Source organism: Diaphorobacter limosus (genome assembly GCF_033100095.1).
In the GTDB taxonomy this organism is placed as follows: Bacteria; Pseudomonadota; Gammaproteobacteria; order Burkholderiales; family Burkholderiaceae_C; genus Alicycliphilus; species Alicycliphilus limosus.
Genome location: NZ_CP136921.1, coordinates 4,023,536 through 4,048,236, shown reverse-complemented (window position 1 = coordinate 4,048,236; position 24,701 = coordinate 4,023,536). Strand labels below are relative to the sequence as shown.

The 24,701-nt window shown below is 68.7% G+C and carries 25 protein-coding genes; 18 read left to right on the top strand and 7 right to left on the bottom strand.

Features of this window, described 5'->3' with window-relative positions:
* Positions 1-5 precede the first annotated feature (5 nt).
* Entirely contained in the window at positions 6-1,178 is a 1,173-nt protein-coding gene (locus P4826_RS19490; protein WP_425605192.1) for an efflux RND transporter periplasmic adaptor subunit, read from the bottom strand.
* Between the two features lie 186 nt (positions 1,179-1,364).
* Between P4826_RS19490 and P4826_RS19485 the strand changes: the two genes are divergently transcribed.
* On the top strand, positions 1,365-2,171 hold the full coding sequence (locus P4826_RS19485; protein WP_317701988.1) for an alpha/beta fold hydrolase: 807 nt from the start codon (positions 1,365-1,367) through the stop codon (positions 2,169-2,171).
* A gap of 57 nt (positions 2,172-2,228) precedes the next feature.
* Here P4826_RS19485 and P4826_RS19480 read toward each other — a convergent pair whose 3' ends face one another.
* Positions 2,229-3,053 carry an undecaprenyl-diphosphate phosphatase gene (locus P4826_RS19480; protein ID WP_317701987.1) on the bottom strand — a complete coding sequence of 275 codons (825 nt, stop codon included), beginning with the start codon at positions 3,051-3,053 and terminating at the stop codon, positions 2,229-2,231.
* A 172-nt stretch (positions 3,054-3,225) separates the two neighbouring features.
* Between P4826_RS19480 and P4826_RS19475 the strand changes: the two genes are divergently transcribed.
* The 8 genes from P4826_RS19475 to P4826_RS19440 all read left to right on the top strand — a co-directional run bounded on the left by P4826_RS19475 (position 3,226) and on the right by P4826_RS19440 (position 9,724).
* Positions 3,226-3,636 (top strand): DUF2306 domain-containing protein, encoded by a 411-nt coding sequence (locus P4826_RS19475; RefSeq protein WP_317701986.1) that lies wholly within the window; start codon positions 3,226-3,228, stop codon positions 3,634-3,636.
* Between the two features lie 34 nt (positions 3,637-3,670).
* Positions 3,671-3,961 carry a 2TM domain-containing protein gene (locus P4826_RS19470; protein ID WP_317701985.1) on the top strand — a complete coding sequence of 97 codons (291 nt, stop codon included), beginning with the start codon at positions 3,671-3,673 and terminating at the stop codon, positions 3,959-3,961.
* 186 nt (positions 3,962-4,147) lie between these two features.
* Positions 4,148-5,206, top strand: a complete 1,059-nt coding sequence (locus P4826_RS19465; RefSeq protein WP_317701984.1) for a sensor histidine kinase — start codon at positions 4,148-4,150, stop codon at positions 5,204-5,206.
* Positions 5,203-6,003 (top strand): LytR/AlgR family response regulator transcription factor, encoded by an 801-nt coding sequence (locus P4826_RS19460; RefSeq protein ID WP_317701983.1) that lies wholly within the window; start codon positions 5,203-5,205, stop codon positions 6,001-6,003. The genes P4826_RS19465 and P4826_RS19460 overlap by 4 nt, the downstream gene beginning before the upstream one ends.
* 83 nt (positions 6,004-6,086) lie before the next feature.
* Positions 6,087-7,307, top strand: a complete 1,221-nt coding sequence (locus P4826_RS19455; RefSeq protein ID WP_317703808.1) for an MFS transporter — start codon at positions 6,087-6,089, stop codon at positions 7,305-7,307.
* A 123-nt stretch (positions 7,308-7,430) separates the two neighbouring features.
* Positions 7,431-7,739, top strand: coding sequence for a c-type cytochrome (locus P4826_RS19450; RefSeq protein ID WP_317701982.1), 309 nt, complete (start codon positions 7,431-7,433; stop codon positions 7,737-7,739).
* Between the two features lie 14 nt (positions 7,740-7,753).
* Positions 7,754-9,037: an FCSD flavin-binding domain-containing protein gene (locus tag P4826_RS19445; protein WP_317701981.1), complete on the top strand. Its 1,284-nt coding sequence runs from the start codon at positions 7,754-7,756 to the stop codon at positions 9,035-9,037.
* A 72-nt stretch (positions 9,038-9,109) separates the two neighbouring features.
* Positions 9,110-9,724, top strand: coding sequence for a c-type cytochrome (locus P4826_RS19440; protein WP_317701980.1), 615 nt, complete (start codon positions 9,110-9,112; stop codon positions 9,722-9,724).
* Positions 9,725-9,727: 3 nt separating this feature from the next.
* Here the strand turns inward: P4826_RS19440 and P4826_RS19435 are convergent, their stop codons facing one another.
* Positions 9,728-10,837 carry a YeeE/YedE family protein gene (locus tag P4826_RS19435; RefSeq protein ID WP_317701979.1) on the bottom strand — a complete coding sequence of 370 codons (1,110 nt, stop codon included), beginning with the start codon at positions 10,835-10,837 and terminating at the stop codon, positions 9,728-9,730.
* Positions 10,838-10,881: 44 nt separating this feature from the next.
* Between P4826_RS19435 and P4826_RS19430 the strand changes: the two genes are divergently transcribed.
* From P4826_RS19430 to P4826_RS19420, 3 genes are all read left to right on the top strand, one after another.
* On the top strand, positions 10,882-11,871 hold the full coding sequence (locus P4826_RS19430) for an MBL fold metallo-hydrolase (protein WP_317701978.1): 990 nt from the start codon (positions 10,882-10,884) through the stop codon (positions 11,869-11,871).
* Positions 11,868-12,368, top strand: a complete 501-nt coding sequence (locus P4826_RS19425; protein WP_317701977.1) for a thioredoxin domain-containing protein — start codon at positions 11,868-11,870, stop codon at positions 12,366-12,368. The genes P4826_RS19430 and P4826_RS19425 overlap by 4 nt, the downstream gene beginning before the upstream one ends.
* Before the next feature lie 80 nt (positions 12,369-12,448).
* Positions 12,449-12,784, top strand: a complete 336-nt coding sequence (locus P4826_RS19420; protein ID WP_317701976.1) for a hypothetical protein — start codon at positions 12,449-12,451, stop codon at positions 12,782-12,784.
* Positions 12,785-12,826: 42 nt separating this feature from the next.
* Here P4826_RS19420 and P4826_RS19415 read toward each other — a convergent pair whose 3' ends face one another.
* Positions 12,827-13,255: an Hsp20/alpha crystallin family protein gene (locus P4826_RS19415; protein WP_317701975.1), complete on the bottom strand. Its 429-nt coding sequence runs from the start codon at positions 13,253-13,255 to the stop codon at positions 12,827-12,829.
* A gap of 170 nt (positions 13,256-13,425) precedes the next feature.
* Here P4826_RS19415 and P4826_RS19410 point away from each other — a divergent pair, with 170 nt between their 5' ends.
* The 6 genes from P4826_RS19410 to P4826_RS19385 all read left to right on the top strand — a co-directional run bounded on the left by P4826_RS19410 (position 13,426) and on the right by P4826_RS19385 (position 21,433).
* Positions 13,426-16,017 (top strand): ABC transporter permease, encoded by a 2,592-nt coding sequence (locus P4826_RS19410; protein WP_317701974.1) that lies wholly within the window; start codon positions 13,426-13,428, stop codon positions 16,015-16,017.
* 8 nt (positions 16,018-16,025) lie between these two features.
* Positions 16,026-17,114, top strand: coding sequence for a PLP-dependent cysteine synthase family protein (locus tag P4826_RS19405; RefSeq protein WP_425605191.1), 1,089 nt, complete (start codon positions 16,026-16,028; stop codon positions 17,112-17,114).
* Positions 17,111-18,235 carry a lipocalin-like domain-containing protein gene (locus tag P4826_RS19400; protein ID WP_317701972.1) on the top strand — a complete coding sequence of 375 codons (1,125 nt, stop codon included), beginning with the start codon at positions 17,111-17,113 and terminating at the stop codon, positions 18,233-18,235. The genes P4826_RS19405 and P4826_RS19400 overlap by 4 nt, the downstream gene beginning before the upstream one ends.
* Before the next feature lie 70 nt (positions 18,236-18,305).
* Entirely contained in the window at positions 18,306-19,058 is a 753-nt protein-coding gene (locus P4826_RS19395; RefSeq protein ID WP_317701971.1) for a Crp/Fnr family transcriptional regulator, read from the top strand.
* Positions 19,059-19,171: 113 nt separating this feature from the next.
* Positions 19,172-19,402, top strand: a complete 231-nt coding sequence (locus tag P4826_RS19390; protein WP_317701970.1) for a heavy-metal-associated domain-containing protein — start codon at positions 19,172-19,174, stop codon at positions 19,400-19,402.
* Between the two features lie 117 nt (positions 19,403-19,519).
* Complete coding sequence (locus P4826_RS19385; protein WP_317701969.1) at positions 19,520-21,433, top strand: heavy metal translocating P-type ATPase; 1,914 nt, start codon at positions 19,520-19,522, stop codon at positions 21,431-21,433.
* A 117-nt stretch (positions 21,434-21,550) separates the two neighbouring features.
* Here the strand turns inward: P4826_RS19385 and P4826_RS19380 are convergent, their stop codons facing one another.
* Genes P4826_RS19380 through P4826_RS19370 form a run of 3 tightly spaced genes read right to left on the bottom strand, consistent with a single transcriptional unit; the run spans position 21,551 to position 24,698 of the window.
* Positions 21,551-22,552 carry a branched-chain amino acid ABC transporter permease gene (locus tag P4826_RS19380; RefSeq protein WP_317701968.1) on the bottom strand — a complete coding sequence of 334 codons (1,002 nt, stop codon included), beginning with the start codon at positions 22,550-22,552 and terminating at the stop codon, positions 21,551-21,553.
* Positions 22,553-22,571: 19 nt separating this feature from the next.
* On the bottom strand, positions 22,572-23,456 hold the full coding sequence (locus P4826_RS19375; protein ID WP_317701967.1) for a branched-chain amino acid ABC transporter permease: 885 nt from the start codon (positions 23,454-23,456) through the stop codon (positions 22,572-22,574).
* Positions 23,457-23,495: 39 nt separating this feature from the next.
* A complete protein-coding gene (locus P4826_RS19370) occupies positions 23,496-24,698 on the bottom strand; it encodes an ABC transporter substrate-binding protein (protein WP_317701966.1) in 1,203 nt (400 codons plus the stop codon).
* Positions 24,699-24,701: the final 3 nt, after the last annotated feature.

Genomic DNA, 24,701 nt, shown 5'->3' with positions numbered 1-24,701 from the left:
GGGTTTCAGCGCGCGCGGCCCTTGTCCGCCCGCGGCCTATCGGCGGCCGGCGCCTGCGCCTGGCCGGGGTCTATCACCGTTACCTTGCTGCCCTCGCGCAGGCGGTCCAGGCCGTCGGTGACCACCCGGTCGCCGGGCTGCAGATCGCCGGTGACGCTGACGCGATCGCCGTCGGTCACGCCCAGCTCCAGGCGGCGCTGCGTCACCTGGCCGTCGGCCTGCAACAGGTAGACATGGTTGTTCTGCACGGCCGTGGCCGGCACGGTAAGCGCCTGCTCGATGAGCCGGATCTGCAGCCGCACGTTGACGAACTGGTTGGCAAACAGCCGGCCATCGGCGTTGTCGAACGCCGCCTTGGCCCTGACGGTGCCGGTGCTGGCGTCGATGGCGTTGTCCAGCGCATTCAGGCGCCCGGTGGCCAGCAGGCTCTTTTGCTCGCGGTCCCACAGCTCCACGGGCAGCGCGCGCTTCTCGGCCAGGGCGCGGGCGATGGCGCCGACATGCGATTCGGGCACGGAGAACAGCGCGTCTATCGGCCGCACCTGGGTGATGGTGACGATGCCACTGGCGTCCGAGGGGTTCAGCACATTGCCCAGATCCGCCTGGCGCAGGCCCAGGCGCCCGGCAATCGGCGCGGTGATGCGCGTGTAATCAAGCTGCAGCCGCGCCGCATCCACCTGCGCCTGGTCGGCCGCCACCGTGCCCTGGTACTGGCGCACCAGGGCCGCCTGGGTGTCCACCTGCTGGCCGGCGATGGAGTTTTGCGCCTGCAGCTCCTGGTAGCGCCGCAGATCCAGCTGGGCGTTCTTCAGCAGCGCCTGGTCGCGCTGCAGCGTCCCCTGGGCCTGCTGCAGGGCGGCGCGGTAGCTGCGCGCGTCGATCTGCGCCAGCAGCTGGCCGGCGCGCACCTCGTCGCCCTCCTTGAAAAAAATCTTCTCCAGCTCGCCCGACACGCGCGTGCGCACCACGGTGGTGGCGCGGGCGTTCATGGTGCCAATGCTGCTGACCAGCACGCGCATGTCGCGCCTGTCCACCAGGCCCACCGACACCGGCTGCGCTGACGGCCCGCCAGGGCGGCCCGACGCGCCCCGGCCGTCGCCCTGCCCGCCCTGGCTCTTCACATACCACCAGCCGCCGGCCGCCGCCAGCAAGGCCAGCAGCAAGATGGTCAGCAGCACCGGCCGGATACGCCCAGCGCATCGGTGTTCATGAGGGCGGCGATACCTGTGGCGACACTGGGGGGCGGGCAAGGGGGTTTCTCCTGCAAAGAGCAAAAGATCATAGCGGGCCGCGCCGTGGTGGCGCATGCAGCGGGCGAAAACACGGCAACGACACCACTACACTTGGGGCAACCAACCTGCACCATGGCCAGCATCGTCTTCTCCCATGCCAACAGCTTTCCGGCCGGCACCTACCGGGTGCTGTTCGATCTGCTGCGCCAGCGCGGCTTCTCGGTCAGCGCCGTGGAGCGCTTTGGCCACGACGCGCGCTATCCCGTCAGCAACAACTGGCCGCACCTGGTGCAGCAGCTGGCCGATTTTGCCGAGCAGCAGCAGCGGCGCACGGGCGAGCCCGCCTTCCTGGTGGGGCACTCACTGGGCGGGTTCCTGAGCGTGATGGCCGCCGCGCGCTACCCGCAACTGGCGCGCGGCGTGCTGCTCATCGACTCGCCACTCATCGGCGGCTGGCGCGCCAGCGCCCTGGGCGTGGCCAAGCAGGCCCAGGTGGTGGGCGCCGTCACGCCCGGGCGCATCAGCCGCGCGCGGCGCAACAGCTGGGCCAGCACCGAGGAGGCGCTGGAGCATTTCCGGCGCAAGCGGGTCTTTGCCCAATGGGACCCGCAGGTGCTGCAGGACTACGTGACCCATGGCCTGCAGGAGCGCGACGGCCAGCGCGTGCTGGTCTTTGACCGCGAGGTGGAAACCCGGATCTACAACACCCTGCCGCACAACCTGGGGCGCATCTTGCAGGCCCACCCGCTGCAATGCCCGGCCGCCTTCATAGGCGGGCGCGACTCGGCAGAGATGCGCCAGGTGGGCATGGCCATGACGCAGCGCATCACCCAGGGCCGCGTGATGATGCTCGACGGCAGCCACCTCTTTCCCATGGAGCAGCCCCAGGCCACGGCGGCGGCCATCGAGGCGGCGCTGCTGAACCTACAAAATATCTAAGCAAAATTTGCCGCTAGCGCTTATCCATATTGCGCCAATAGCTATATTTTCAATAGCTCATTCCGCCCAGCGCACCACCCCCGTCCAGGCCGTTGCCAGCACCACCACGCCAAACACGATGCGGTAGTAGGCAAAGGGCACAAAGCTGTGGCTGCTGATGTAGCGCAGCAGCCAGCGCACGCACAGCCAGGCGCTGATGAACGAGAACACCAGGCCCACGGCGAACACCGGCGTATCGGCGGCGGACAGCAGCGCGCGTTCCTTGTACAGGCTGTACACGCCCGCGCCAATCAGCGTGGGGATGGCCAGGAAGAACGAGAAGTCGGTCGCCGCCTTGCGCGACAGGCCCAGCAGCATGCCGCCGATGATGGTGGCGCCGCTGCGGCTGGTGCCCGGCACCATGGCCAGGCATTGCACCAGGCCCACCTTGAGCGCGTCCCAGGGCCCCATGTCGTCCACCGACTGGATGCGCACCGCCTGCTGCTGGCGCCGCTCGGCCCACAGGATGATGAAGCCGCCGATGATGAAGGTACTGGCCACGATGGTGGGCGTGAACAGATGCGCCTTGATGGCCTTGCCCAACAGCAGCCCCAGCAGCACGGCCGGGAAGAAGCCGATCAGCACATTCAGAGCGAAGCGCCGTGCCTGCGCGCTGGTGGGCAGCGCCACGACCGTGTCGCGGATGCGCTGCCAGTACACCAGGATGACGGCAAAGATGGCGCCGGTCTGGATGGCAATGTCGAAGACCTTGGCCTTGGCGTCGTCAAAGCCCAGCAGCGAGCCCGCCAGGATCAGGTGGCCGGTGGAGGAGATCGGAAGAAATTCGGTCAGGCCCTCGACCACGCCCATGATGGCGGCCTTGAGCAGCAAGAGAGAGTCCACGCAAGCGTCCTGAACAAAAAAACAAAGCGCGGATTATCAACGCCGCCGGGCGGCGCGCATTTCACGCCGCGGCGGCGGCCACTGGCGCCGGCGCACGCGGCCTTCGTCGCAACGCGCTGGCCCGGCGCGCCAGGCAGGGCCACAGTGCGATCCAACAGCCCCGGAGGTCGCCATGCAGCCCACCCCCCTTATCACCGTCCACATGTTTGCCGCCCTGGCCGGCACGGTCGTCGGCGCCGTAGCCCTGTGGGCGCGCCGCAGCGGCGGCGCCCGCCCGCGGCTGCACCGCATGGCCGGCCATGCCTGGGTGCTGCTGATGCTGGTCACCGCCATCAGCGCGCTCTGCATACGTGACTACCAGCTGCCCAACCTGGCCGGCTACACGCCCATACACCTGCTGGTGCCGCTGCTGTTTGCCGGGCTGCTGGTGGCGTTCGGGCGCCTGGCCCGGCGCGACATTGCCGGCCACCGCCGCGCCATGCGCATCACCTACATGGGCGCCTGCCTGGTCGCCGGCGCCTTCACGCTGCTGCCCAACCGTTATCTGGGCGGCCTGCTGTGGCATGGCCTGCTGGGCCTGTGAATCACCCCGCATCCGATTTTCGCAAGGAGCTTTCATGTACAACACCCCCCACCCACTCCCACCCGGCGACGCACTGGAAGCCCTGGCGCGCAAGCGTGCCGGCGCCAAGCTCGGCTGGTTCCTGCATGCTTTGGTGTATGCCGCCGTCATCACCGGCCTGACCCTGCTGTCGCTCCACCAGGGGCGCGGCTGGGCCATCTTTCCGGCCGCCGGCTGGGGTGCGGGCCTGCTGATCCACGGCCTGGCAGTCTGGCTGGTGCCGCCCGGCGGCAGCCTGTGGCAGCGGCTGCTGGAGCGCGAACGCGCGGCGCTGCAACGCCGCTGAGCACTAGTACAGCAACCCGGAAATATCGAAACATGAAAGCGCGCCCTGGCACCCATGGCGGCGTTGCAAATCCTCGCGATAGCCACGGCTATCGCTGCGGTTTGCGCCTTGCCCTGGGCGCGAATTCATCACTTTCATCTTGTTCCGATACCTCCGTGTCGCGGTACTAGCCCTACCATGCCCACCATGCCCCCCTCTTCCTCCATGCCGCAGGCGCGCGCCCTGGCCTGGCACGGATTCTTCACGCTGGTTTTCTGCCTGCTGCTGGCCGGCTCGCTGACGGCGCTGGGCCTGGCGGACTGGCGCAGCAATGCCGCCTACTCCGTGCCCATAGGCCTGACCAGCTGGCTGGTGATCGACCTGGGCCGCCTGGCCTGGACGAGCGCGCCGGACATTCCCTGGCCCGCCGGCTGGCGCGGCCCGGTGCTGGTGGCCGCCGGCATTGGCGCGGGCTGGCTGCTGGGCAGCGCCGTGGGTGACTGGTGGCTGTTCGGCCGGCTGGGCTGGAGCAGCGGCGGCAAGTGGCTGATGTCGCTGCTCATCACCGTGGTGGCCACGGTGCTGGCCAGTGTCTTCTTCTACCAGCGCGGCCAGGCGCGCTACCTGCAGGCGCATATGGCACGCGCCCAGCGCGACGCGGCCGAGGCGCGGCTGAAGCTGCTGGAGGTGCAGCTGGAGCCGCATATGCTGTTCAACACCCTGGCCAATCTGCGCGCCCTCATGGCCACCGATGTGCCACGCGCCCAGGCCATGCTGGACCACCTGATCGCCTACCTGCGCGCCACGCTGGGCGCCTCGCGCGCCACGCTGCACCCGCTGGAGGACGAGTTTGCGCGCCTGGCGGACTACCTGGCGCTGATGGCCATGCGCATGGGCCCGCGCCTGGTCTATGCGCTGGATCTGCCCGAGCCGCTGCGCGGCCTGCCGGTGCCGCCGCTGCTGCTGCAGCCGCTGGTGGAAAACGCCATACGCCACGGCCTGGAGCCGCAGGTAGCGGGCGGGCGCATCGACGTGCAGGCGCGCCTGCTGCAGGCACCAGACCAGGCGGCGCGCCTGCGCATCGAGGTGCGTGACACGGGCCCCGGCCCGGGCGGCGGCGAACCCGGCACGGCATTCGGCCTGCAGCAGGTGCGCGAGCGCCTGGCCACGCTGTACGGCACCGTGGCCACTCTTGAATTGATAGCTATCAGCGCAGGTGGTACAAGCGCTGTCGTCACTTTTCCTTTAAAACCAGAGCAACCATGACGGCACCCCGCGCCCTGATCGCCGAGGATGAACCCCTGCTGGCCGCCGCCCTGGAGCAGGAGCTGGCGCGCGCCTGGCCCGAGCTGGCCATTGCCGTCCGCGTGGGCGATGGCCTGTCCGCCGTGCGCCAGGCGCTGGCCCTGCTGCCCGACATCCTGTTCCTCGACATCCGCATGCCCGGCTGCAGCGGGCTGGAGGCGGCCCTGGAGCTGGCCGACGCCTGGCCCCAGGGCCAGCCCTTGCCGGCCCTGGTCTTCGTCACCGCCTACGACCAGTACGCCGTGCAGGCCTTCGAGGCCCAGGCCGTGGACTACCTGCTGAAACCCGTGCAGCCCGAGCGCCTGCGCAAGACCGTGGACAGGCTGCGCCAGGCGCTGGCGCAGCGCGGCACCGCCTGGGCGCAGGAGCAGACCCTGGCCCAGTTGCGCCAGCTGGCCCAGGCGCCCGGCCTGGACAGACCGCCGACAGCCGCGCCGCTGACGCTGCTGCAGGCCAGCCGCGGCAACCAGATTCACATGGTGGCGCTGGCCGAAGTGCTGTACTTCGAGGCCGCCGACAAATACCTGCGCGTGCTCACCGCGCGGCAGGAATACCTGATCCGCACCCCGCTCAGGGAGCTGGTGGCGCAGCTCGACCCCACCGTCTTCTGGCAGGTGCACCGCGGCACCCTGGTGCGCGCCACGGCCATTGCCAGCGCCGAGCGTGACGAGGCCGGCCGCCTGTACCTGCACCTGCGCGACCGGCCCGAGCGGCTGGCCGTGAGCCGGCTCTACGCCCCGCTGTTCAAGGCCATGTAGCGCCGTGCATTCGGGTAGGCTTGAGCACCATGCCCGACGCCAGCACCGCCCACACCAGCGCCTCGCCCGCCGCCACCACGCCCATGCCCGCGCGCACCGCCCTGCTGATGCTGGTGGCGCTGACCTCGGGCTTTGCCCTCAGCTCGGCCTTTCGCACCGTGGCCGCCATCCTGGCCGCGCCGCTGCAGGCAGACTTTGCCCTGTCGCCCCAGGCGCTGGGGGTGTTTGCCGCCACCTTCCATTTCAGCTTTGGCGCCATGCAGCTGTTCATGGGCATAGGCATAGACCTGTATGGCGTGCGCCGCACCATCTTGGCGGCGTTTCCGCTGTGCATTGCCGGGGCCGTGCTGTCGGCGCTGGCCCCAGGCTATGGCGCGCTGCTGCTGGGGCAGACGCTGATCGGCGTGGGCTGCGCGCCGGCCTTTCTGGTGTGCACGGTGTTCATCGCGCGGCATTTCGCCCCGCAGCGCTTTGCCGCCATCTCGGGCATGGCCATGGCGCTGGGCACGCTGGGCATGCTGTTCACCGGCACGCCGCTGGCCTGGCTGGTGCAGCAATGGTCGTGGCGCGCGGGCTTCTGGGTGCTGGCCCTGCTGGCCCTGCTGGCCTGGCTGTGGATTTGGCGCTCGGTGCACGAGCCCACCCCGGGCGGCACGCCGGAGGGCCCGCGCGAATCGGTGCGCGAGGCCGTGCTGCGCTTTGCCAGCCTGTTCACCCTGCCCCACACCTGGGGCATCGTGGTGCTGGGCGCCGTGACCTATGCGGCGCTGATCTCGCTGCGCGGGCTCTGGCTCGGGCCCATGCTGATAGAGCGCCATGGCTTTTCGCTGGTGCAAAGCGGCAACGTGGCGCTGGCGCTGTCGGTGGTGGCGCTGGCCGGGCCCATGCTGTTTGGCCGCATAGACCCCGGCCCCGCCACCCGGCGGCGCTGGATCGTCGCCTGCACGCTGTTGATGGCGCTGCTGTTCACGGCCATGGCCGTGCTGCATGCGGCCTGGCTGGACATGGCCTGCATGCTGCTCATCGGCCTGCTGTCGGGCTACCTCATCCTGCAGTACGCCGATGTGCGCGCCGCCTACCCGGCGGCGCTCACCGGCCGAGCCATGGCGGTGTTCACCATGGCCATGTTCCTGGGCGTGGCGGCCATGCAGTGGTTCACCGGCCTGGTGGCGTCGCTGGCCAAGGCCCAGGCCATGGCCGATCCGTTTGTCGCCGTGATGGCCAGCATTGCCGCGCTGCTGGCGCTGGCGGCCCTGGGTTTTCGCCTGCTGCCGCAGCCGCCGCGTGAGGGCGGCGTGGGGTAATTCCCCGTGTCTTGATGGGCATGGCGGCCCTTATCATCGCCGCGTCCATATCACTTTTACCTAAAGTACGACCCGGCATGGATCAAGTTCCGGGCCCGTGCCAACACTGGAGGGCGCCAAGACATGAAAAATTCCCTGACCGCCGGGCTGGCCCTGTGCCTGCTCGCCGCCACCGGCCTGGCCCATGCCAGCAGCGACCCGCTGCAGGTGCGCAGCTGGGCCGCCGCCTGCGCCAACTGCCATGGCACGAATGGCCAGGCACAACCGGGCAACGAGCCGCTGGCCGGCGGCAACAAGGACGAGATGCTGAAGAAACTGATGGACTTCAAGAGCGGCGCCAAGCCCGCGACCATCATGCACCAGCTCTCCAAGGGCTACACCGACGAGCAGCTGGCGGCCATTGCCGGCTGGTTTGCCGCGCAGAAGAAATAACGGGAGGCAGCACCATGGATCGTCGTCAATTCATTCGCGCCGGCTCCGCCGCATCGGCCGCCACCGCCCTGGGCCTGACGGCCGGCTGCGCCAGCACCGGCAGCGCAGCGGGCGCCAAGGTGGTCGTCGTCGGCGGGGGCTATGGCGGCGCCACCGCCGCCAAGTACATCCGCATGTGGTCCGAGGGGCGCATCGAGGTCACGCTGGTCGAACCCAATGACAGCTTTGTCTCCTGCCCGCTGTCCAACCTGGTGCTGGGCGGCAGCAAGCAGATGGCCGACATCACCACGCCCTACGACAATCTGACCAGGCGCCACGGCGTGAAGATCGCGCGCGACCGGGCCACCGCCATCGACGCCGACAAGCGCCAGGTGCGCCTGGCCGGTGGCCAGACGCTGGCCTACGACCGCCTGGTGCTCTCGCCCGGCGTGGACTTCATGTGGGACGCGCTGCCCGGCATGAAGAAGGCCGGCGCGCAGGACAGGGTGCTGCACGCATGGAAGGCCGGCCCCCAGACCCTGGCGCTGCGCAAACAGCTCGAGGCCATGCCCGACGGCGGTGTGTATGCCATCAGCATCCCGCTGGCACCCTACCGCTGCCCGCCCGGCCCCTACGAGCGCGCCTGTCAGGTGGCGCATTACTTCAGCCAGGCCAAGCCCAAATCCAAGGTGCTGATTCTGGACGGCAACGACGACGTGACCTCCAAGGGCCCGCTGTTCAAGAAGGCCTGGGCGGATCGCTACAAGGGCATCATCGAATACCGCCCCAAGCACAGCACGGTGGATGTCGATACCGCCACCAACACGCTGAAGTTCGACTTCAACGACGACGTCAAGGCCCAGGTGCTGAACGTGATTCCGCCGCAGCGCGCCGGCGACATTGCCCACAACGCCGGCCTGACCACGGCCAACAGGCGCTGGTGCGAGGTGGACTGGCTGACCATGGAGTCCACCGCCGCCAAGAACATCCACATCCTGGGCGATGCGCTGCAGATCGCGCCGCAGATGCCCAAGTCCGGCCATATGGCCAACCAGCATGGCAAGGTGGCGGCCGCCGCCATCGTCGCGCTGCTGTCGGGGCGTGCGCCGAATGCCCTGCCCATCTACAACAACACCTGCTACAGCTTTGTCAGCGACACCGACGTGGTGCATGTGGCCAGCGTGCACCGCTACGACGCCGAGAAGAAGACCATGCTCACGGTGCCGGGCTCGGGCGGCGTGTCCGCGGCCGCCAGCGAGCTGGAGGGGCGCTATGGCATGGCCTGGGCGCGCAACATCTGGGCCGACACCCTGGCATAAGCCTCCCCAAGCCATCAACCCGGGGCGCCCAGCGCCCCTTTTTTCATGACACGAGCGAAAAAAATGTCTTTCATGCGCACACAGCAAATTTGCCGCGGCCTCGTGGCCCTGGCCTTGCTCGCCCTGGCAGGGGCCGGCACCGCACAGGGCAGCGACGACGAGGCGCGCGCCAAGAAGATCATCGGCGGCTCCTGCTTTCTGTGCCACGGCGCCGAGGGGGAGTCGGCCAGCGCCATCTACCCGCGCCTGGCCGGGCAGAATGCCGAGTACATCGCCAAGCAGCTGGAGAACTTCAAGAACGGCCAGCGCAAGAGCACGGCCATGGCGCCCATGGTGGCCAGCCTTGCTCCCGAGGACATGGTGGCGCTGGGCAAGTTCTTCGCCAGTCGCCCGGCGCAGCAGAAAAAAGCCCGGGACCAGGATCTGGCAGCCGTGGGCCGCTACATCTACCACCACGGCAACCGCTTCAGCGGCATACCCGCCTGCGCCTCCTGCCATGGCCCGGACGCCGCCGGCAGCGCCACGCTGCCGCGCCTGGCGGGCCAGCATGTGGCCTACACGGAAGACCAGCTCAAGCTGTTCAACAAGCGCGAACGCACCAACGACAACGCCGTGATGCACGCCGTGGTGGAGAAGATGACGGCCCTGGAGATGGCGGCCGTGGCCGAGTACCTGAGCGGCAAGTAGCGTTCAGGGTGCCAGTTGTTCCACGATGGGCGCCTGCTGGGTCACCGGCTGCAGACTGTGAATGGGCTCGGCCAGCCAGCGGTCCATGAACCCGGCACCCAGCCACATGCCCGCCAGCGCCAGCCAGGCGGTGAGCGAAAAGATGGCGCCGCCCGTCATGCCGGCCCCCACCGCGCAGCCGCCGGCCAGCATGCTGCCAAAGCCCATGGCCATGGCGCCGGCGATGTAGCGCGCCATGCTGTAGCCGTCCTTGAAGCCCTCGACCTTGAACTCCCGCCCCACCAGCGCCCCCAGCAGCGAGCCGACGAACACCGCGGGCAGCATGCCGGAATCGAAGCCAAAGCTCGCCCCGGGGTTGGCCAGCACGCGCATCAGCCATTCGGCCGACGGGCCGCTGAAGGTCAGCCCTCCCACCGGCACCACATCAAAGCTGGCCTGCGCCACCGCGTGGTTGAACCACCAGGCCAGGGCCACCGCCAGGCCGGTGCACAGCCCGCCCAGCCACATCCAGGCCCGGTTGCCGCTGCGCCAGGAAAAGTACAGCGCCACCGCCAGCCACAGCGCGCCCAGCACCAGGCCATCCCAATGGCCGGCACCCACCAGGGCCAGCAGGTTGCGCGCGCTGCCGCCCTCCACCGTCCACCAGCCGGCGATCTCGCTGCGCAACGGCGCCAGGCTGCCGGCCAGCGTGGCCTGCGCCGTCACGGCAAACACCAGCCCGGACAGCAGGGCGCGCAGATTGCCGTTGGCCGACAGGATGAGCAGGCGGCTGGCGCAGCCACGCGTCATCACCATGCCCACGCCAAACAGCAGGCCGCCGACCAGCGCGCCCGACAGGCTGCCGCGGTTGGCCAGCTGGCGCACGCCGCTCACGTCCAGCCAGCCGGCCAGAATCAAGCCCTGCACCGCGATCAGCGCCGTGGCAAACGCCAGCAGCCAGACGGAGAGCTTCTCGGCAAACTTGCCGCGCCAGAACTCGATCACCGCCGCACGCAGGCAAAACCGCGAGCGCTGGGCAAAAAAACCGAACAGCAGGCCGATCACGGCCCCGCCCACCGAGAGCACACCGGCCGTGCCATGCCGCTCCACCAAGGTTGCCAAGTCGATGGTCATTTTTGATAATCAATTAGCTCTTACTAATACACGCGGGAGACATCATGCAGCCAACACCGAGCCGACGCCAAGTTTTGCAGGGCTGCGCCTGCCTGGGCCTGGGCGGCTTGCTCGGCGGCCGCTGGGCGGGCTATGCCCAGGCGGCTGACAAACCGCCCGCGGCACCCGCCATGCAGGCGCACGAGGCGGCGCCGGGCTGCTGGTATGTCGAAGGCATGTCGGCCCTGGGCTCGCCGGCCAACCAGAACTTTATCTCCAACGCCGGCTTCATCGTCACCTCGACCAGCGTGGTGGTGGTGGACGCCCTGGGCTCGCCGGCGCTGGCCGAGCGGCTGCTGGCCGAGATCGCCCGGGTGACGGACAAGCCGGTCAGCCATGTCATCGTGACGCATTACCACGCCGACCATGTCTATGGCCTGCAGGTGTTTGCCGACCGGGGCATACCAATACTGGCGCACCAGGCCGGGCGTGAATATCTGCACGCCGACACCGCGCGCCTGCGGCTGCAGGCCTCGCGCGAGGAGCTGGCGCCTTGGATCAATGACAAGACACGGCTGGTGCCGGCCACGCAATGGGTCGATGGCCGCCAGGAGCTGACCGTGGGCGACACGCAGCTGGTGCTGCAGCCCGTCGGCCCGGCGCACACGCCGGAAGACCTGGCCGTCTACCTGCCGCAGCGCAAAGTCTTGTACGCCGGCGACCTGGTGTTTCGCAGCCGCATCCCCTTTGTCGGCCAGGCCGACAGCCGCAGCTGGATACTCTCGCTGGACAAGCTGCTGGCCTTTGACACGCGCGTCATCGTGCCCGGCCACGGCCCGGTGTCCACCCAGGCGCGCCAGGACATGCAGCTCACGCGCGACTATCTTGTCTATCTGCGCAAGAACATGGGCGCCGCCGCGCAGGAGATGACGCCCTTTGAAGAGGCCTACAAGGCCACCGATTGGAGCGCCTACGAGCATCTACCGCTGTTTGGCGCGGCCAACCGCATGAACGCCTACAACACCTATCTGCTGATGGAGCATGAAACGCCATGACCAAGTCAACACCGGCAAGCGCCGACAAGATGCGCCGCAAGGCTCTGGCAGCGCTGGCCACGCTCGGCCTGGGGGTTGGCTGGATCGGCCCGGCACGGGCGGCCAAGGCCCAGCTGCCGCTGTCGCAATCGCTGCCCGACGAGCTGGCACGCGCCCTCAGGCAGGGTCAGCCGCTGGTGGTCATGGTCAGCCTGCACCCCTGCCCCTGGTGTGACGAGGTGCGGGGCAACTACCTGGCCCCCATGCATGCGCGCGAAGGCCTGGCCGTGGTGCAGGTGGACATGCGCGGCACGCAGGTCACGCGCAACCTGCAGGGCCAGCCCAGCACGCATGACGCGCTGGTGCGCGCCTGGCAGGTGAAGGCCGCGCCCACGGTGCTGTTTCTGGGCCCGGGCGGGCAGGAGGTGGCGGACCGGCTGGTGGGCGGCTCGCCCGACTTTTACTCGGCCTACCTGGACGGCCGGCTGGAGCGGGCGCGCCAGGCCCTGGGCAAGTGATGATTCATCATGTTTTTGGCATCAAAAGCTTATGCATCAAGCGCCAAAAGCTATCAATTAAATAGTAAAAAGGAGATACCATGCCACCCCTGACCTCGCAATGGCTGCTGCTGCTGGCCCTGGGCATGGGCTCGGCCGCATCGGCACAGGAGCCCGCCCTGTTCAAGAACGCCGACCTGAAGCTGGGCCAGCGGCTGATCGCCGAGAACAAATGCGCCGAATGCCATGCGCGCAAATGGGCCGACGATGGCAACGCCATCTATCGCCCCAAGGGCCGCATCAACACACCGGCGCTGCTGCAGGGCATGGTCGAGCGCTGCAGCAGCGAGCTCAGCCTGAACCTGTTTCCCGAGGAGATCACGGCCATTTCCGCAGCGCTGAACCACGCGCATTACAAGTTCCGCGATGCGCCCTGACGCGCCCACCCGGGGCGCAACCCGGGCGGGCGTTGCACTGGCTTACTCGATCGCCAGGCGCTGCGTCTTGTTGCCCTGCTTCTTGGGCAGCGTGAGCACCAGCACGCCGTTGTCGTAGCGCGCCCTGGCCTGGGCGGCGTCCACCTCCACGGGCAGCTGGAAGCTGCGGGCGACCGCGCCGTAGTAGCGCTCGCTGCGCAGCAGCTTCTCGCCATCCTTCTTCTGGTCATGCTGGCGCACCTCGGCGCGCAGGCTGACCACGTTGCCGTCGATGGAGACGTTGATGTCCTCCTTGGGCACGCCCGGCACCTCGGCATGCACGGTATAGGCGGCGTCGTCCTCCTTCACGTCGATCTTGATCTGGGACGGCTCGGGCAGCGCGTCGCCATGCAGCGGACGCACATAGAAGGCGGGCGCAAAGTCCTTGAAGAAATCGTCGAACAAACCGCTGCGGCTGACCAGTGCATTCATGATGAAACTCCTTCCTTGACACGTTGAGATAAAGAGCCCCTGGGGGCCATCGGGCAAGCGAATCCTGCCCGTTGCCATCTATATAGGCCCCCATGCCCGGGGTTCAAGGGCACAGAGTCCAGGGGTTTGATATGGCGCAAACCCGGCCATGGGCGGGGACAATCAGCCCCATGCTTGCCGCCCTGCTCAGCAGCTTCTCCTGGCGCGCGCTGCGCCACCACCCCTGGCGCAGCGCAGCCGCCGTGGCCGCCGTCATGCTGGGCGTGGCGCTGGGCTTTGCCGTGCATGTGATCAACGCGTCGGCGCTGGGCGAGTTCAGCCAGGCGATGCGCTCCGTGGGCGGCCAGCCGGATCTGGAGCTGCGCGCCACGCGCGGCCATCTACCAGAGTCGCTCTACGGCCTGGTCGCCGCCCAGCCCCAGGTGGCCCTGGCCAGCCCCTGGCTGGAGCTGCCGGTGCGCGCCAGCAGCGCCGCCGCACCGGATGGCGTGCCACTGCGCCTGCTGGGCGCCGACGCGCTGCTGCTGCCGGCCATGGCCCCGGCGCTGGCGCCACGCCCGCATGCGGGCGCAGACCGCCTGGCCATGCTGGCGCCGGCCACGGTATTTCTGAACGCGGCGGCGCAGCAGGCCCTGGGGCTGGCAAGCATCGATGCCGACAGCCCCGCCCTCACGCTGCACGCCGGCCTGCAGCAGCATCTGGTGCGGGTGGCGGGCGTGGTGGCGGCGGGCGGCGCGCCCCTGACCGTGATGGACATTGGCGCGGCGCAGGACTTATTTGGCCGCCAGGGCCAGCTCACGCGCATCGACCTGCGCCTGCGCCCGGGCCACACGCGCGCGCAGCTGCAAGAGGCGCTGGCCGCCCTGCCCGGCTGGCCCGCGGGCGTGCAGTTTGCCGAGCCACAGGACGCCCTGCAGCGCGTGGACAGCCTCTCGCGCGCCTACCGCGTGAACCTCACGGTGCTGGCCCTGGTGGCGCTGTTCACAGGCGCCTTCCTGGTGTATTCGGTGCTGGCGCTCAGCGTGGCGCAGCGCGCGCCGCAGCTGGCGCTGCTGGCCGTGCTGGGCGCCACGCCGCGCGAGCGGCTGGCGCTGGTGCTGCTGGAGTCGGCCGCGCTGGGCGTGGTGGGCAGCCTGGCCGGCATTGCCCTGGGCACGCTGCTGGCGGCGCTGGCGCTGGCGCTGCTGGGCGGCGACCTGGGCGGGGGCTACTTCACGGGCGTGCAACCGGCGCTGCAGTGGAGCGCGCCGGCCGCCCTGGTCTATGGCCTGCTGGGGGTGGCGGCGGCCCTCATCGGCGGCTGGTGGCCCGCGCGCCAGGCGCAGCGGCTGGCGCCGGCGCAGACGCTCAAGGGCCTGGGCAGCCAGGACGGGCCTGGCGGGCGCCCCTGGGCAGGTATTGTATTGATAGCTGCCAGCGCTTTATTGGCGGGCGTTCCGCCCATTTTTGGCCTAGCGCTTGCGGCCTATGTATCTGTCGGCCTGCTGCTGGTCGGCGGCATGGCGCTGCTGCCCTGGCTGGTGCAGGCCCTGCTGCGGCAACTGCAGCCGCTGGCGGCGGGCAACGCCCTGGCGCTGCTGGCGCTGGAGCGCGCGCGGCGCATGCCCGCCAGCGCCGCCGTGGCCGTGGGCGGCGTGGTCGCGGCCCTGAGCCTGGCGGTGGCGCTGACGGTGATGGTGGGCAGCTTTCGCGGCTCGCTCGGCCAGTGGCTGGACAGCGTGCTGCCCGCGCCCCTGTACCTGCGCGCCGCCGGCGGTGCCACGGGCGACGAGGCCGCCGTGTTTCCGCCCGGCTTTGCCGACGCCCTGGCCCGCCTGCCCGGCGTGGCGCGGGTGCAGGCGCTGCGCACCAGCAGCCTGCAGCTGCAGCCCGATCGCCCGGCCGTGGCGCTGCTGGCGTGGCCGCTGGGTGGCGACCCAGCCCAGGCCCTGCCGCTGGTGGGCGCGGCCCTGCCGGTACCAAAGGGGCGCGTGGGCGTGTATGTGAGCGAGGCGGTGCGCGACCTGTACGGCGTCAGGCCGGGCGCGGACTGGCCCCTGCTTTCAGAGGTTTTCAGGCCTCTAGCGCAATCAGGACAAGCGCCAAAAGCTATATTTTATGTAGCTTCCGTATGGCGCGACTATGTGCGCCAGCATGGCGCCATCGCCCTGGACAGCCAGGACTTCATGCGCCTGACGGGCGACGCGCGCGCCAGCGACCTGGCGCTGTGGCCCGCGCCCGGCGCCAGCGCCGATGCCCTGCAGGCCCAGGTGCTGCAACAGGCGCGCCAGAGCCTGGGGCCGGCGGCGGCCGGCGCGCTGGCCTTCACCACGGCCGAGGCGATACGCGCGCGCTCCATGGCAATGTTCGACCGCAGTTTCGCCATCACCTATTGGCTGCAGGCGGTGGCGATCGCCATCGGGCTGTTCGGCGTGGCCGCCAGCTTCAGCGCCCAGGTGCTGGCGCGGCGCAAGGAGTTTGGCCTGCTGGCCCACCTGGGCCTGACGCGCCGGCAAATCCTGGCCGTGGTCGCCGCCGAGGGCGCGGCCTGGACGGCCGTGGGCGCCGTCGCCGGCCTGCTGCTGGGCCTGGCCGTGGCGGCGGTGCTGGTGCATGTGGTGAACCCACAGAGCTTTCACTGGAGCATGGATTTGGCCCTGCCCTGGGCGCGCTTGGGCGCGCTTGCCGCCGCCGTCCTGGCCGTGGGCACGCTGACGGCCTGGCTGGCGGGCCGCCAGGCCGCCGGGCAGGACGCGGTCATGGCCGTCAAGGAGGACTGGTAGGCCGCACAATGGGCCCCATGCCCACCATCGCCGCCCCCCCATCCCCCAGCGCCAGCGCCTGGCTGCACCACGCCATCGCGCGCATCGAGGCCGACTACCAGCGCAGCGCCGACACGCACCTGATACCGCTGCCGCTGCCGGCCTTCTCCGCCGCCGGCATCGACCTGTACCTGAAGGACGAGTCCACCCACCCCACGGGCAGCCTCAAGCACCGGCTGGCGCGCTCGCTGTTTTTGTACGCGCTGTGCAACGGCTGGGTGCGCGAGGGCCGGGCCATCGTCGAGGCATCCAGCGGCTCCACCGCCGTGAGCGAGGCCTACTTCGCGCGCCTGTTGGGCCTGCCCTTTGTGGCGGTGATGCCGCGCAGCACCTCGGCCGAAAAGATCGCGCTGATCGAGTTCTACGGCGGGCGCTGCCATTTCGTGGACGGCGCAGGCGAGGTCTACGACGCCGCGCGCGCCGTGGCGGCCGAGACCGGTGGCCATTACATGGACCAGTTCACCTATGCCGAGCGCGCCACCGACTGGCGCGGCAACAACAACATCGCCGAGAGCATGTTCAGCCAGATGCGGCGCGAGCGCCACCCGGTGCCGCGCTGGATCGTGGTCGGCGCCGGCACGGGCGGCACCAGCGCCACCATTGGTCGCTATGTGCGCTATCAACGGCACGCCACCCAGGTCTGCGTGGCCGACCCGGCCGGCTCGGTGTTTGCCGCCTACCACCGCACGGGCGACGCCACGCTCACAGCACCGGGCTCGCGCATCGAGGGCATAGGCCGCCCGCGCGTGGAGGCCAGCTTCATCCGCACCCTGGTCGATCGCATGGACGAGGTGCAGGACGTGGATTCCATCGTCGCCATGCGCGCCCTGTCCGCGCTGCTGGGGCGGCGCGTGGGGCCGTCCACCGGCACCAACTTCGTCGCCATGCTGCGCCTGGCGCAGGAGATGCGTGCGCGCGGCGAGCAGGGCTCCATCCTGTCGCTGCTGTGCGACGCGGGCGAGCGCTACCTGCCCACCTACCACGACGCGGACTGGGTGCGGCGCTGCATGGGCGACTGCGCGGCGGCCGAGCAGCGGCTGCGGGAACAGCTGGCTTGATCAACCGCCGCGCGCTGCTGGCCCTGGGCGTCCTGGCCTGGGCCGGGCCGGCGGCGGCGCTGCCGGCGCGGACGCTGGTCTTTCCGCGCGACCATGGCAGCCACCCGGATCTGCGCACCGAGTGGTGGTACCTCACCGGCCAGGCGCGCACCGGCCCCACGCCCGGGCGGCTGTGGGGCTTTCAGATCACTTTTTTTCGCTCGCGCGTCGATGCCACGCAGGGCCTGCAATCGGCCTTTGCCGCGCGCCAGCTGCTCTTTGCCCATGCCGCGCTGACCGACCTGCAAGGTGGGCGCCAGCTGCACGACCAGCGCATCGCGCGCGCCGGCTTTGGCATAGCGCAGGCTGCCGAGGACGACACCAACATCCACCTGCGCGACTGGTCGCTGGCGCGCACCCCCACCAGCGCGCCGGGCCACAGCCGCTACGACATCCGCGCCCAGGCCGACGGCTTTGCGCTGGAGCTGTCCTGCGCCAGCACCCAGCCCATCCTGCTGCAGGGCGACGCCAGCCTGTCGCGCAAGGGGCCCGATGCCAGCCAGGCCAGCTACTACTACAGCCAGCCGCAGCTGGCCGTGACGGGGGCCATCACCCTGGGCGGGCGCCGCATGACCGTGACCGACGCGCCTGGGCCCGACAACCGCGCCTGGCTGGATCACGAGTGCAGCCAGGCGTTGATGCACCCCGACGCCGTGGGCTGGGACTGGATAGGCATGAACCTGGATGACGGCGGCGCGCTCACCGCCTTCCAGCTGCGCCGCGCGGACGGCAGCGCGCTGTGGGCGGGCGGATCCTGGCGGCAGGCGGGCGTATCCGGAGCGCAGTCCTTCGAGCCGCAGGCGGTGCGCTTCACGCCGCTACGACATTGGCGCAGCAATGTCAGCGGCGCGCTCTACCCGGTCGAATGGCGCGTGGACACGCCGGCAGGCAGCTTTACCGTGCGGGCGCTGCTGGATGCGCAGGAGCTCGACAGCCGCGGCTCCACTGGCGCCATCTATTGGGAAGGTCTGAGCGAGCTGCGCGACGCAGCAGGCCGCGCGCTGGGGCGCGGCTATCTGGAAATGACGGGCTATGCGCAGCCGCTGCGCCTGGCACGGCAACCCGGAAATATCGAAACATGAAAGCGCCACCTTTCGTTCATGCCTCTGCATACGACCAAGAACCCTTCGGGAGCAAGAGGAAATACAGGCCATGAACCAGCGTCGCCACATTCCACTGTCCCTGCCGGATCCCGACCCGCAGGCCTGCTCGCTGGCCATGCGCCTCGCCGTCTGCCAGAAAGTACCGCTCTTTGCCGAACTCGACGCGCAGCAGCTGGCGCAGATCAACCGGCATTGCCGGGCGCAGCGCTTTGACGCCGCTACGCCGGTCTACATGGAGGGCGATGCCGCGACGCATCTTTACGTGGTGGCGACCGGTGCCGTCAAAACCACGCGCCTTGCGGCCGATGGGCGCGAGTCCCTGATCGACCTGCTCACCCCGGGCGACTTTTTTGGCGCCCTGCCGGCGCTGGGGCAAAAGCACTACGCAGACAGCGCCACCACCTTGACGCCGGCCTGCCTGCTCGGGCTCGATGCATCCGAATACGATGCCGTGATGCATGAAATCCCGCAGGTGGCCGTGGCCACCCTGAAGGGGGTTGCGCACCGGCTGACGCAGTCGCAGCAAGCCATCCACATGCTCGCCGGCGCGCCGCTCGAGCAGCGGCTGGCCGCCATCCTGCTGGTGCTGGCCGGCAAGGTCGGCAAGCCCTGGAACGGGGCGACGCTGCTGGACGTGCCCCTGGCGCGCGAAGACCTCGCCGCCATGGCCGGCGCGGCCACCGAATCGGTCAGCCGCCTGCTGAGCCAGTGGCAGCGCGAGGGCGCTATCGAGGCGGGCCGGCGCTGGGTCGCCGTTGCCGATGCGGCGCGCCTGCGGCAGCTGCGCGACGGCATGGGCTGACCGGCACGCTAAGGCCGCGTGCGGTTGATTGACGTTTCTCATGGAGCCATCCGGCCGGCCGGCCTATGGTGAAGGCATCCCCCAACCAAGTAGTCATCAACAAGGAGAACACCATGAACCCCACGAACACCCGCACCACCTTGCGCGCCGAAGGCTTTTCCTGCCCGTCCTGCGTGACAAAAATCGAGAAAAGCGTCGGTGGCATGGCTGGCGTGAGCCAGGTCAAGGTGCACTTCGCGTCGGCGCGCATCGAAGTCGATCACCACCCCGAGACCGTCAGCGTGGACGATCTCATCGCCGCCATCGCCAAGGTCGGCTTCACGGCGCGGGCATCGGCGTTCTGACGCGGCGCAGCGGGCCGCAGCATGGCCCGCTCATTTCACCCCACAGCAGCATGCCGCCTGGCGGCGGCATGCCTCTTCTTTTGATCTCCCGACCCTGATCACGAACATGGATACCTCATGAACAACATCAATGCATGGATCAACGGCCGCTGGACGATTCCCGCCCTGTCCGGCCTGCTGATCCTGGCTTCATTCACCGCCTCCAAGGGCTACGGCGCCGCCACGGCCGGCGATCTGCTGATGGTCGCCGCCGCCATCGTGGCCGGCCTGCCCGTCGTGCGCAACGCCATCCGCGCGCTCGCCGTGCGCCACATCAGCATCGACCTGCTGGTGAGCATTGCCGCCATCGGCGCGCTGATCATCGGCGAGTATTGGGAGGCGGCGGCCGTCACCTTCCTATTTGCCATTGGCCACGCGCTGGAATCGGCCACCTTGAACAAGACCCGCGCGGCGCTCGCCGAGCTGATTGCCGTGGCGCCGGACACGGCCATCGTCATGCGCAAGGGCGAGCAGGTCGAAATCCCCGCCGCCAGCGTCGCCATGGGCGAGGTGGTGCTGGTCAAGAACGGCGCCAAGGTGCCGGTCGATGGCGAGGTGATCGCCGGCACCGGCGCGCTCGACGAGGCGTCGATCACCGGCGAATCCATCCCGGTGGAAAAGTCCAAGGGCGACCATGTCTTCGCCGGCACCATCTCGCGCGGCGGCTTCCTGCAGGTGCTGGCCACCGGCATCGGCGCCGACACCACGCTGGCGCGCATCATTCACCGCGTGGAAGACGCGCAGGACGCCAAGGCGCGCACGCAGAAATTCATCGACAAGTTTTCGTCCTGGTACACCCCCGCCATCGTCGTGCTGGCGCTGCTGGCCGGGCTCATCAGCGGCAGCGTGGTGCTGGGCCTGACCCTGCTGGTGGTGGCCTGCCCGGGGGCGCTGGTGATCTCCATTCCCGTGTCCATCGTCGCCGGCATTGGCCGCTCGGCACGCGACGGCATCCTGATCAAGGGCGGCGAGTTCCTGGAGACCGCGGCCAAGATCGACGTCGTGGCCGTGGACAAGACCGGCACGCTGACCAAGGGCCGGCCACAGCTCACCGACGTGGTGGCGCTGGCGCCGGGCGTGGAGAAGAACCAGGCGCTGGCCTGGGCCGCGCGCGCCGAGGCGGGCTCCGAGCATCCGCTGGCGCGCCCCATCCTGGAAGCCGCCGAGAAGGCCGGCATCCCGGTGGCCGCGCTGCCCGAGCACATCGAGCCGGTCATCGGCAAGGGCATCACCGCGCGCGTCGATGGCAAGCGGGTGCTGATCGGCAACCTGGGCTTGCTGGAGCAATTTGGCGTCGCCGATACGGTGGGCGCAGACCGCGTGGCGCACGAGCTCGCCACCCAGGGGCGCACGCCCATGATCGTTGCCGTGGACGACCAGGTGCTGGGCGTGATCGCCGTGGCCGACGAGATCCGGCGCGACGCCGCCGCCATGGTGGCCGCGCTGCACAAGGCGGGCGTGAAGAAGGTCGTCATGCTCACCGGCGACGTGAAGCCGGTGGCCGATGCCGTCGCCGCCGCCACCGGCATCGACGAGGTGCACGCCGGACTGCTGCCCGAGGACAAGCTCGACATCGTCGCTCGCCTGCAGCGCGCCGGCCATGTCGTGGCCATGGTCGGCGACGGCGTCAACGACGCCCCGGCGCTGGCCACCGCCGACGTCGGCGTGGCCATGGGCGCGGCCGGCTCGGCCGTGGCAGTGGAAACCGCCGACATCGCGCTCATGGGCGACGACCTGCTGAAGCTGCCCGAGGCCATCTCGCTGGCGCGGCGCACGCTCGCCAACATCCGCCAGAACATCGTGATTGCGCTGGTGACCGTCGGCTTGCTGCTGGCCGGGGTTCTCATGGGGGGCGTGACCATGGCCGCCGGCATGCTGTTCCATGAAGGCTCGGTATTGATCGTCATCGCCAATGCCATGCGCCTGCTGCGGCGTAAAACCCCGGCGCGCGCCAATCTGCCAGGCCCGCTGCGCCAAGAGATCCGGCGTTGATCAATCCGAGCGATTGATTGATGGTTGCTTGCCATGAAAACACAGCGGCCATACGCGGCAAGGTACCGTGTATGGCCGCTGCGCGGGGCATGGCGGCAGGGCCATGCATGCCTCACGTCAATGGCTGTTGCCGCCGCCGGTTCCGCGCCGCTCCAGCCAGGCAACGATCTCGCCCATGATGCCGCGGCGGAAGGCCAGCACGCAGACCACGAAGATCAGGCCGGTGACGATGGTCACCGACTCGCCCAGGGTGTTGAACCAGTCGATGGTCGTCAGCTTGGCCAGCAGCGTGCCCAGGTCGCCGATCTTGTTCTCCAGCGCCACCACCACGGCGGCGCCGACCAGCGGGCCGGCCAGCGTGCCCATGCCGCCGACCAGGGTCATCAAGACCACATGGCCCGAGGCGCTCCAGTGCACGTCCGACAGCGTGGCAAAGCCCAGCACCAGGGTCTTGAGGGCACCAGCGAGCCCGGCGATGGCGGCCGAGATCACGAAGGCCAGCAGCTTGAAGCGGTTGGTGTCATAGCCCAGCGAGGTGGCGCGCGGCTCGTTTTCCTTGATGCCACGCAGCACCTGGCCAAACGGCGAATCAATGGTGCGCACGATGAGCAGGAAGGCCAGCACCACGATCACCAGGCACACGTAGTACATGGTCAGGTCGCTGGACAGATCGAGCACGCCGAACAGCTTGCCGCGCGGCACGCCCTGAAGGCCGTCCTCGCCACCGGTGAACGGCATTTGCAGCGCCGCAAAGAACAGCATCTGCGCCAGCGCCAGCGTGATCATGGTGGCGTAGATGCCCTGGCGGCGGATGGTGAACCAGCCCATCACCAGGCCCAGCAGTGCACCAGAGAGCGTGCCGATCAGCAGGCCCAGCTCGGGCGTAGCGCCCCAGACCTTGACGGCATGGCCCGTCACATAGGCCGCGCCGCCCAGAAAGGCCGCATGGCCAAAGGACAGCAGGCCGGTGTAGCCCAGCAGCAGGTTGAAGGCCGTGGCGAACAGCGCGAAGCACAGCAGCTTCATCACGAACACCGGGTAGGCACCCACGAAGGGCGCAGCGATCAGGCCCAGCAGCAGCAGGCCGTAACCGATGGGGGCAAATTTCTTGACGTTCATGTGGATCACCCCTCTCGGCTTACTTTTCTTTGCCGAACAGGCCGGCGGGGCGGATGAGCAAAACAATGGCCATGATGACGAACACGACGGTGGAAGACGCCTCGGGGTAGAACACCTTCGTGAAACCCTCGATCACGCCCAGGCCCAGGCCGGTGAGGATGGAGCCCATGATGGAGCCCATGCCGCCGATCACCACCACGGCGAACACCACGATGATCAGGTTCTGGCCCATCAGCGGCGTGACCTGGTAGACGGGCGCTGCCAGCACCCCGGCAAAGGCCGCCAGCGCGGCGCCGAAGGCGTAGGTCAGCGTGATCATCACCGGCACGTTGACGCCAAAGGCCTCGACCAAACGCGGGTTCTCGGTGCCGGCGCGCAGATAAGCGCCAAGCTTGGTCTTCTCGATCACATACCAGGTGGCGATGCACACCACGATGGAGGCCACCACCACCCAGGCGCGGTAGTTGGGCAGGATCATGAAGCCCAGGTTGGTCGCGCCCTCCAGCAGCTCGGGCGTGTCATACCCCAGGCCAGAGACACCGTAGATGGAGCGGAACACGCCCTCGATCACCATCGTCAGACCCAGCGTGAGCAGCAGGCCGTACAGGTGATCGAGCTTGTAGATCCAGCGCAGGAACAGGCGCTCTATGACCACCCCGACAAGCCCCACCACCAGGGGCGAGGCGATCAACATCACCCAGTAGTTGACGCCCAGGTAACTCATGGCCATCCAGGTGATCAACGCCCCCAGCATGAACAAAGCGCCATGGGCGAAGTTGATCACGTTGAGCAGGCCGAAGATGACGGCCAGGCCCAGACTGAGGATCGCGTAGAACGAGCCATTGACCAGCCCCAGCAGGAGCTGGCTGAGCATGGCCGGCATTGAAACACCAAAGATTTCCATGAGAAAAACGCGTGTTGTGGGGAAGGGGTCAACCGTGCATCACTTCCACAGCGCGCACTTGCTCTCGGCCTTGGTAGTCCACACCTGATCTGCCGGCAGCTTGGCCACGACTTTGTAGTAGTCCCAGGGCTGTTGCGACTCCTTTTGCGACTTCACCTGCATCAAATACATGTCGTGCGCGAAGCGGCCGTCGGGGCGAATCACGCCCTTGGCGTAGAAGTCGTCGATGGGCGTGGACTTGAGCTTGGCCATGACCTTGTCGGCATCCGTGGTGCCCGCCGCCTGCACGGCCTTGAGGTAGTTCATGGTGGCGGAATAGTCGGCCGCCTGGATGTCCGTGGGCATGCGCTTGGCCTTTTCGAAGAACTTCTTGCCGAAGGCGCGTGTCTGGTCGTTCAGGTTCCAGTCCCAGCTGGTGGTCAGCAGCAGGCCTTCGGTGTTCTTCAGGCCCAGGCTGTGCACGTCGGTGATGAACACCAGCAGGCCGACCAGCTTCATGCTCTTGGTGATGCCGAATTCCTTGGCGGCCTTGATGGAGTTGATCAGGTCGCCGCCCGCATTCGCCAGGCCCAGCACCTGGGCCTTGGAGTTTTGCGCCTGCAGCAGGAAGGAGGAAAAATCCGACGCATTCAGAGGATGCTTGACGCTGCCCACCACGGTGCCGCCGTTTTCCTTGACCACCCGGGCGGTATCTGCCTCTAGTGCGGCGCCAAAGGCGTAGTCGGCCGTGAGGAAGAACCAGCTCTTGCCGCCCTGCTTGACCACGGCGCTGCCCGTGCCCTTGGCCAGGGCCACGGTGTCGTAGGCGTAGTGCACGGTGTAGGGGCTGCACTGATCGTTGGTCAATGCCGACGAGCCAGCGCCGCTGTCAAAGAACACACGCTTCTTTTCCTTGGCGATTTCGGCCATGGCCAGCGCCGTGCCCGACTGCGTGCCGCCAAACAGCATGGTCAGGCCCTGGGTGTCGATCCACTCGCGCGCTTTGCTGGCGGCGATGTCGGCCTTGTTCTGGTGGTCGGCGCTCATCAGCTCGATGGGCTTGCCCAGCACCTTGCCGCCGAAGTCGTCGATGGCCATCTGGATGGCCAGCGCGCCGTTCTTGCCCTCCACGTCGGCGTACAGGCTGGACATGTCGGTGATGAAACCGATCTTCACCTTGTCCTGCGCCTGCGCCTGGCTGGCAGCCAGGCCCATGCCGGCGGCACCGAGCACGGCGACCAGGGTTTTGAGTTTGCGGTTCATGTA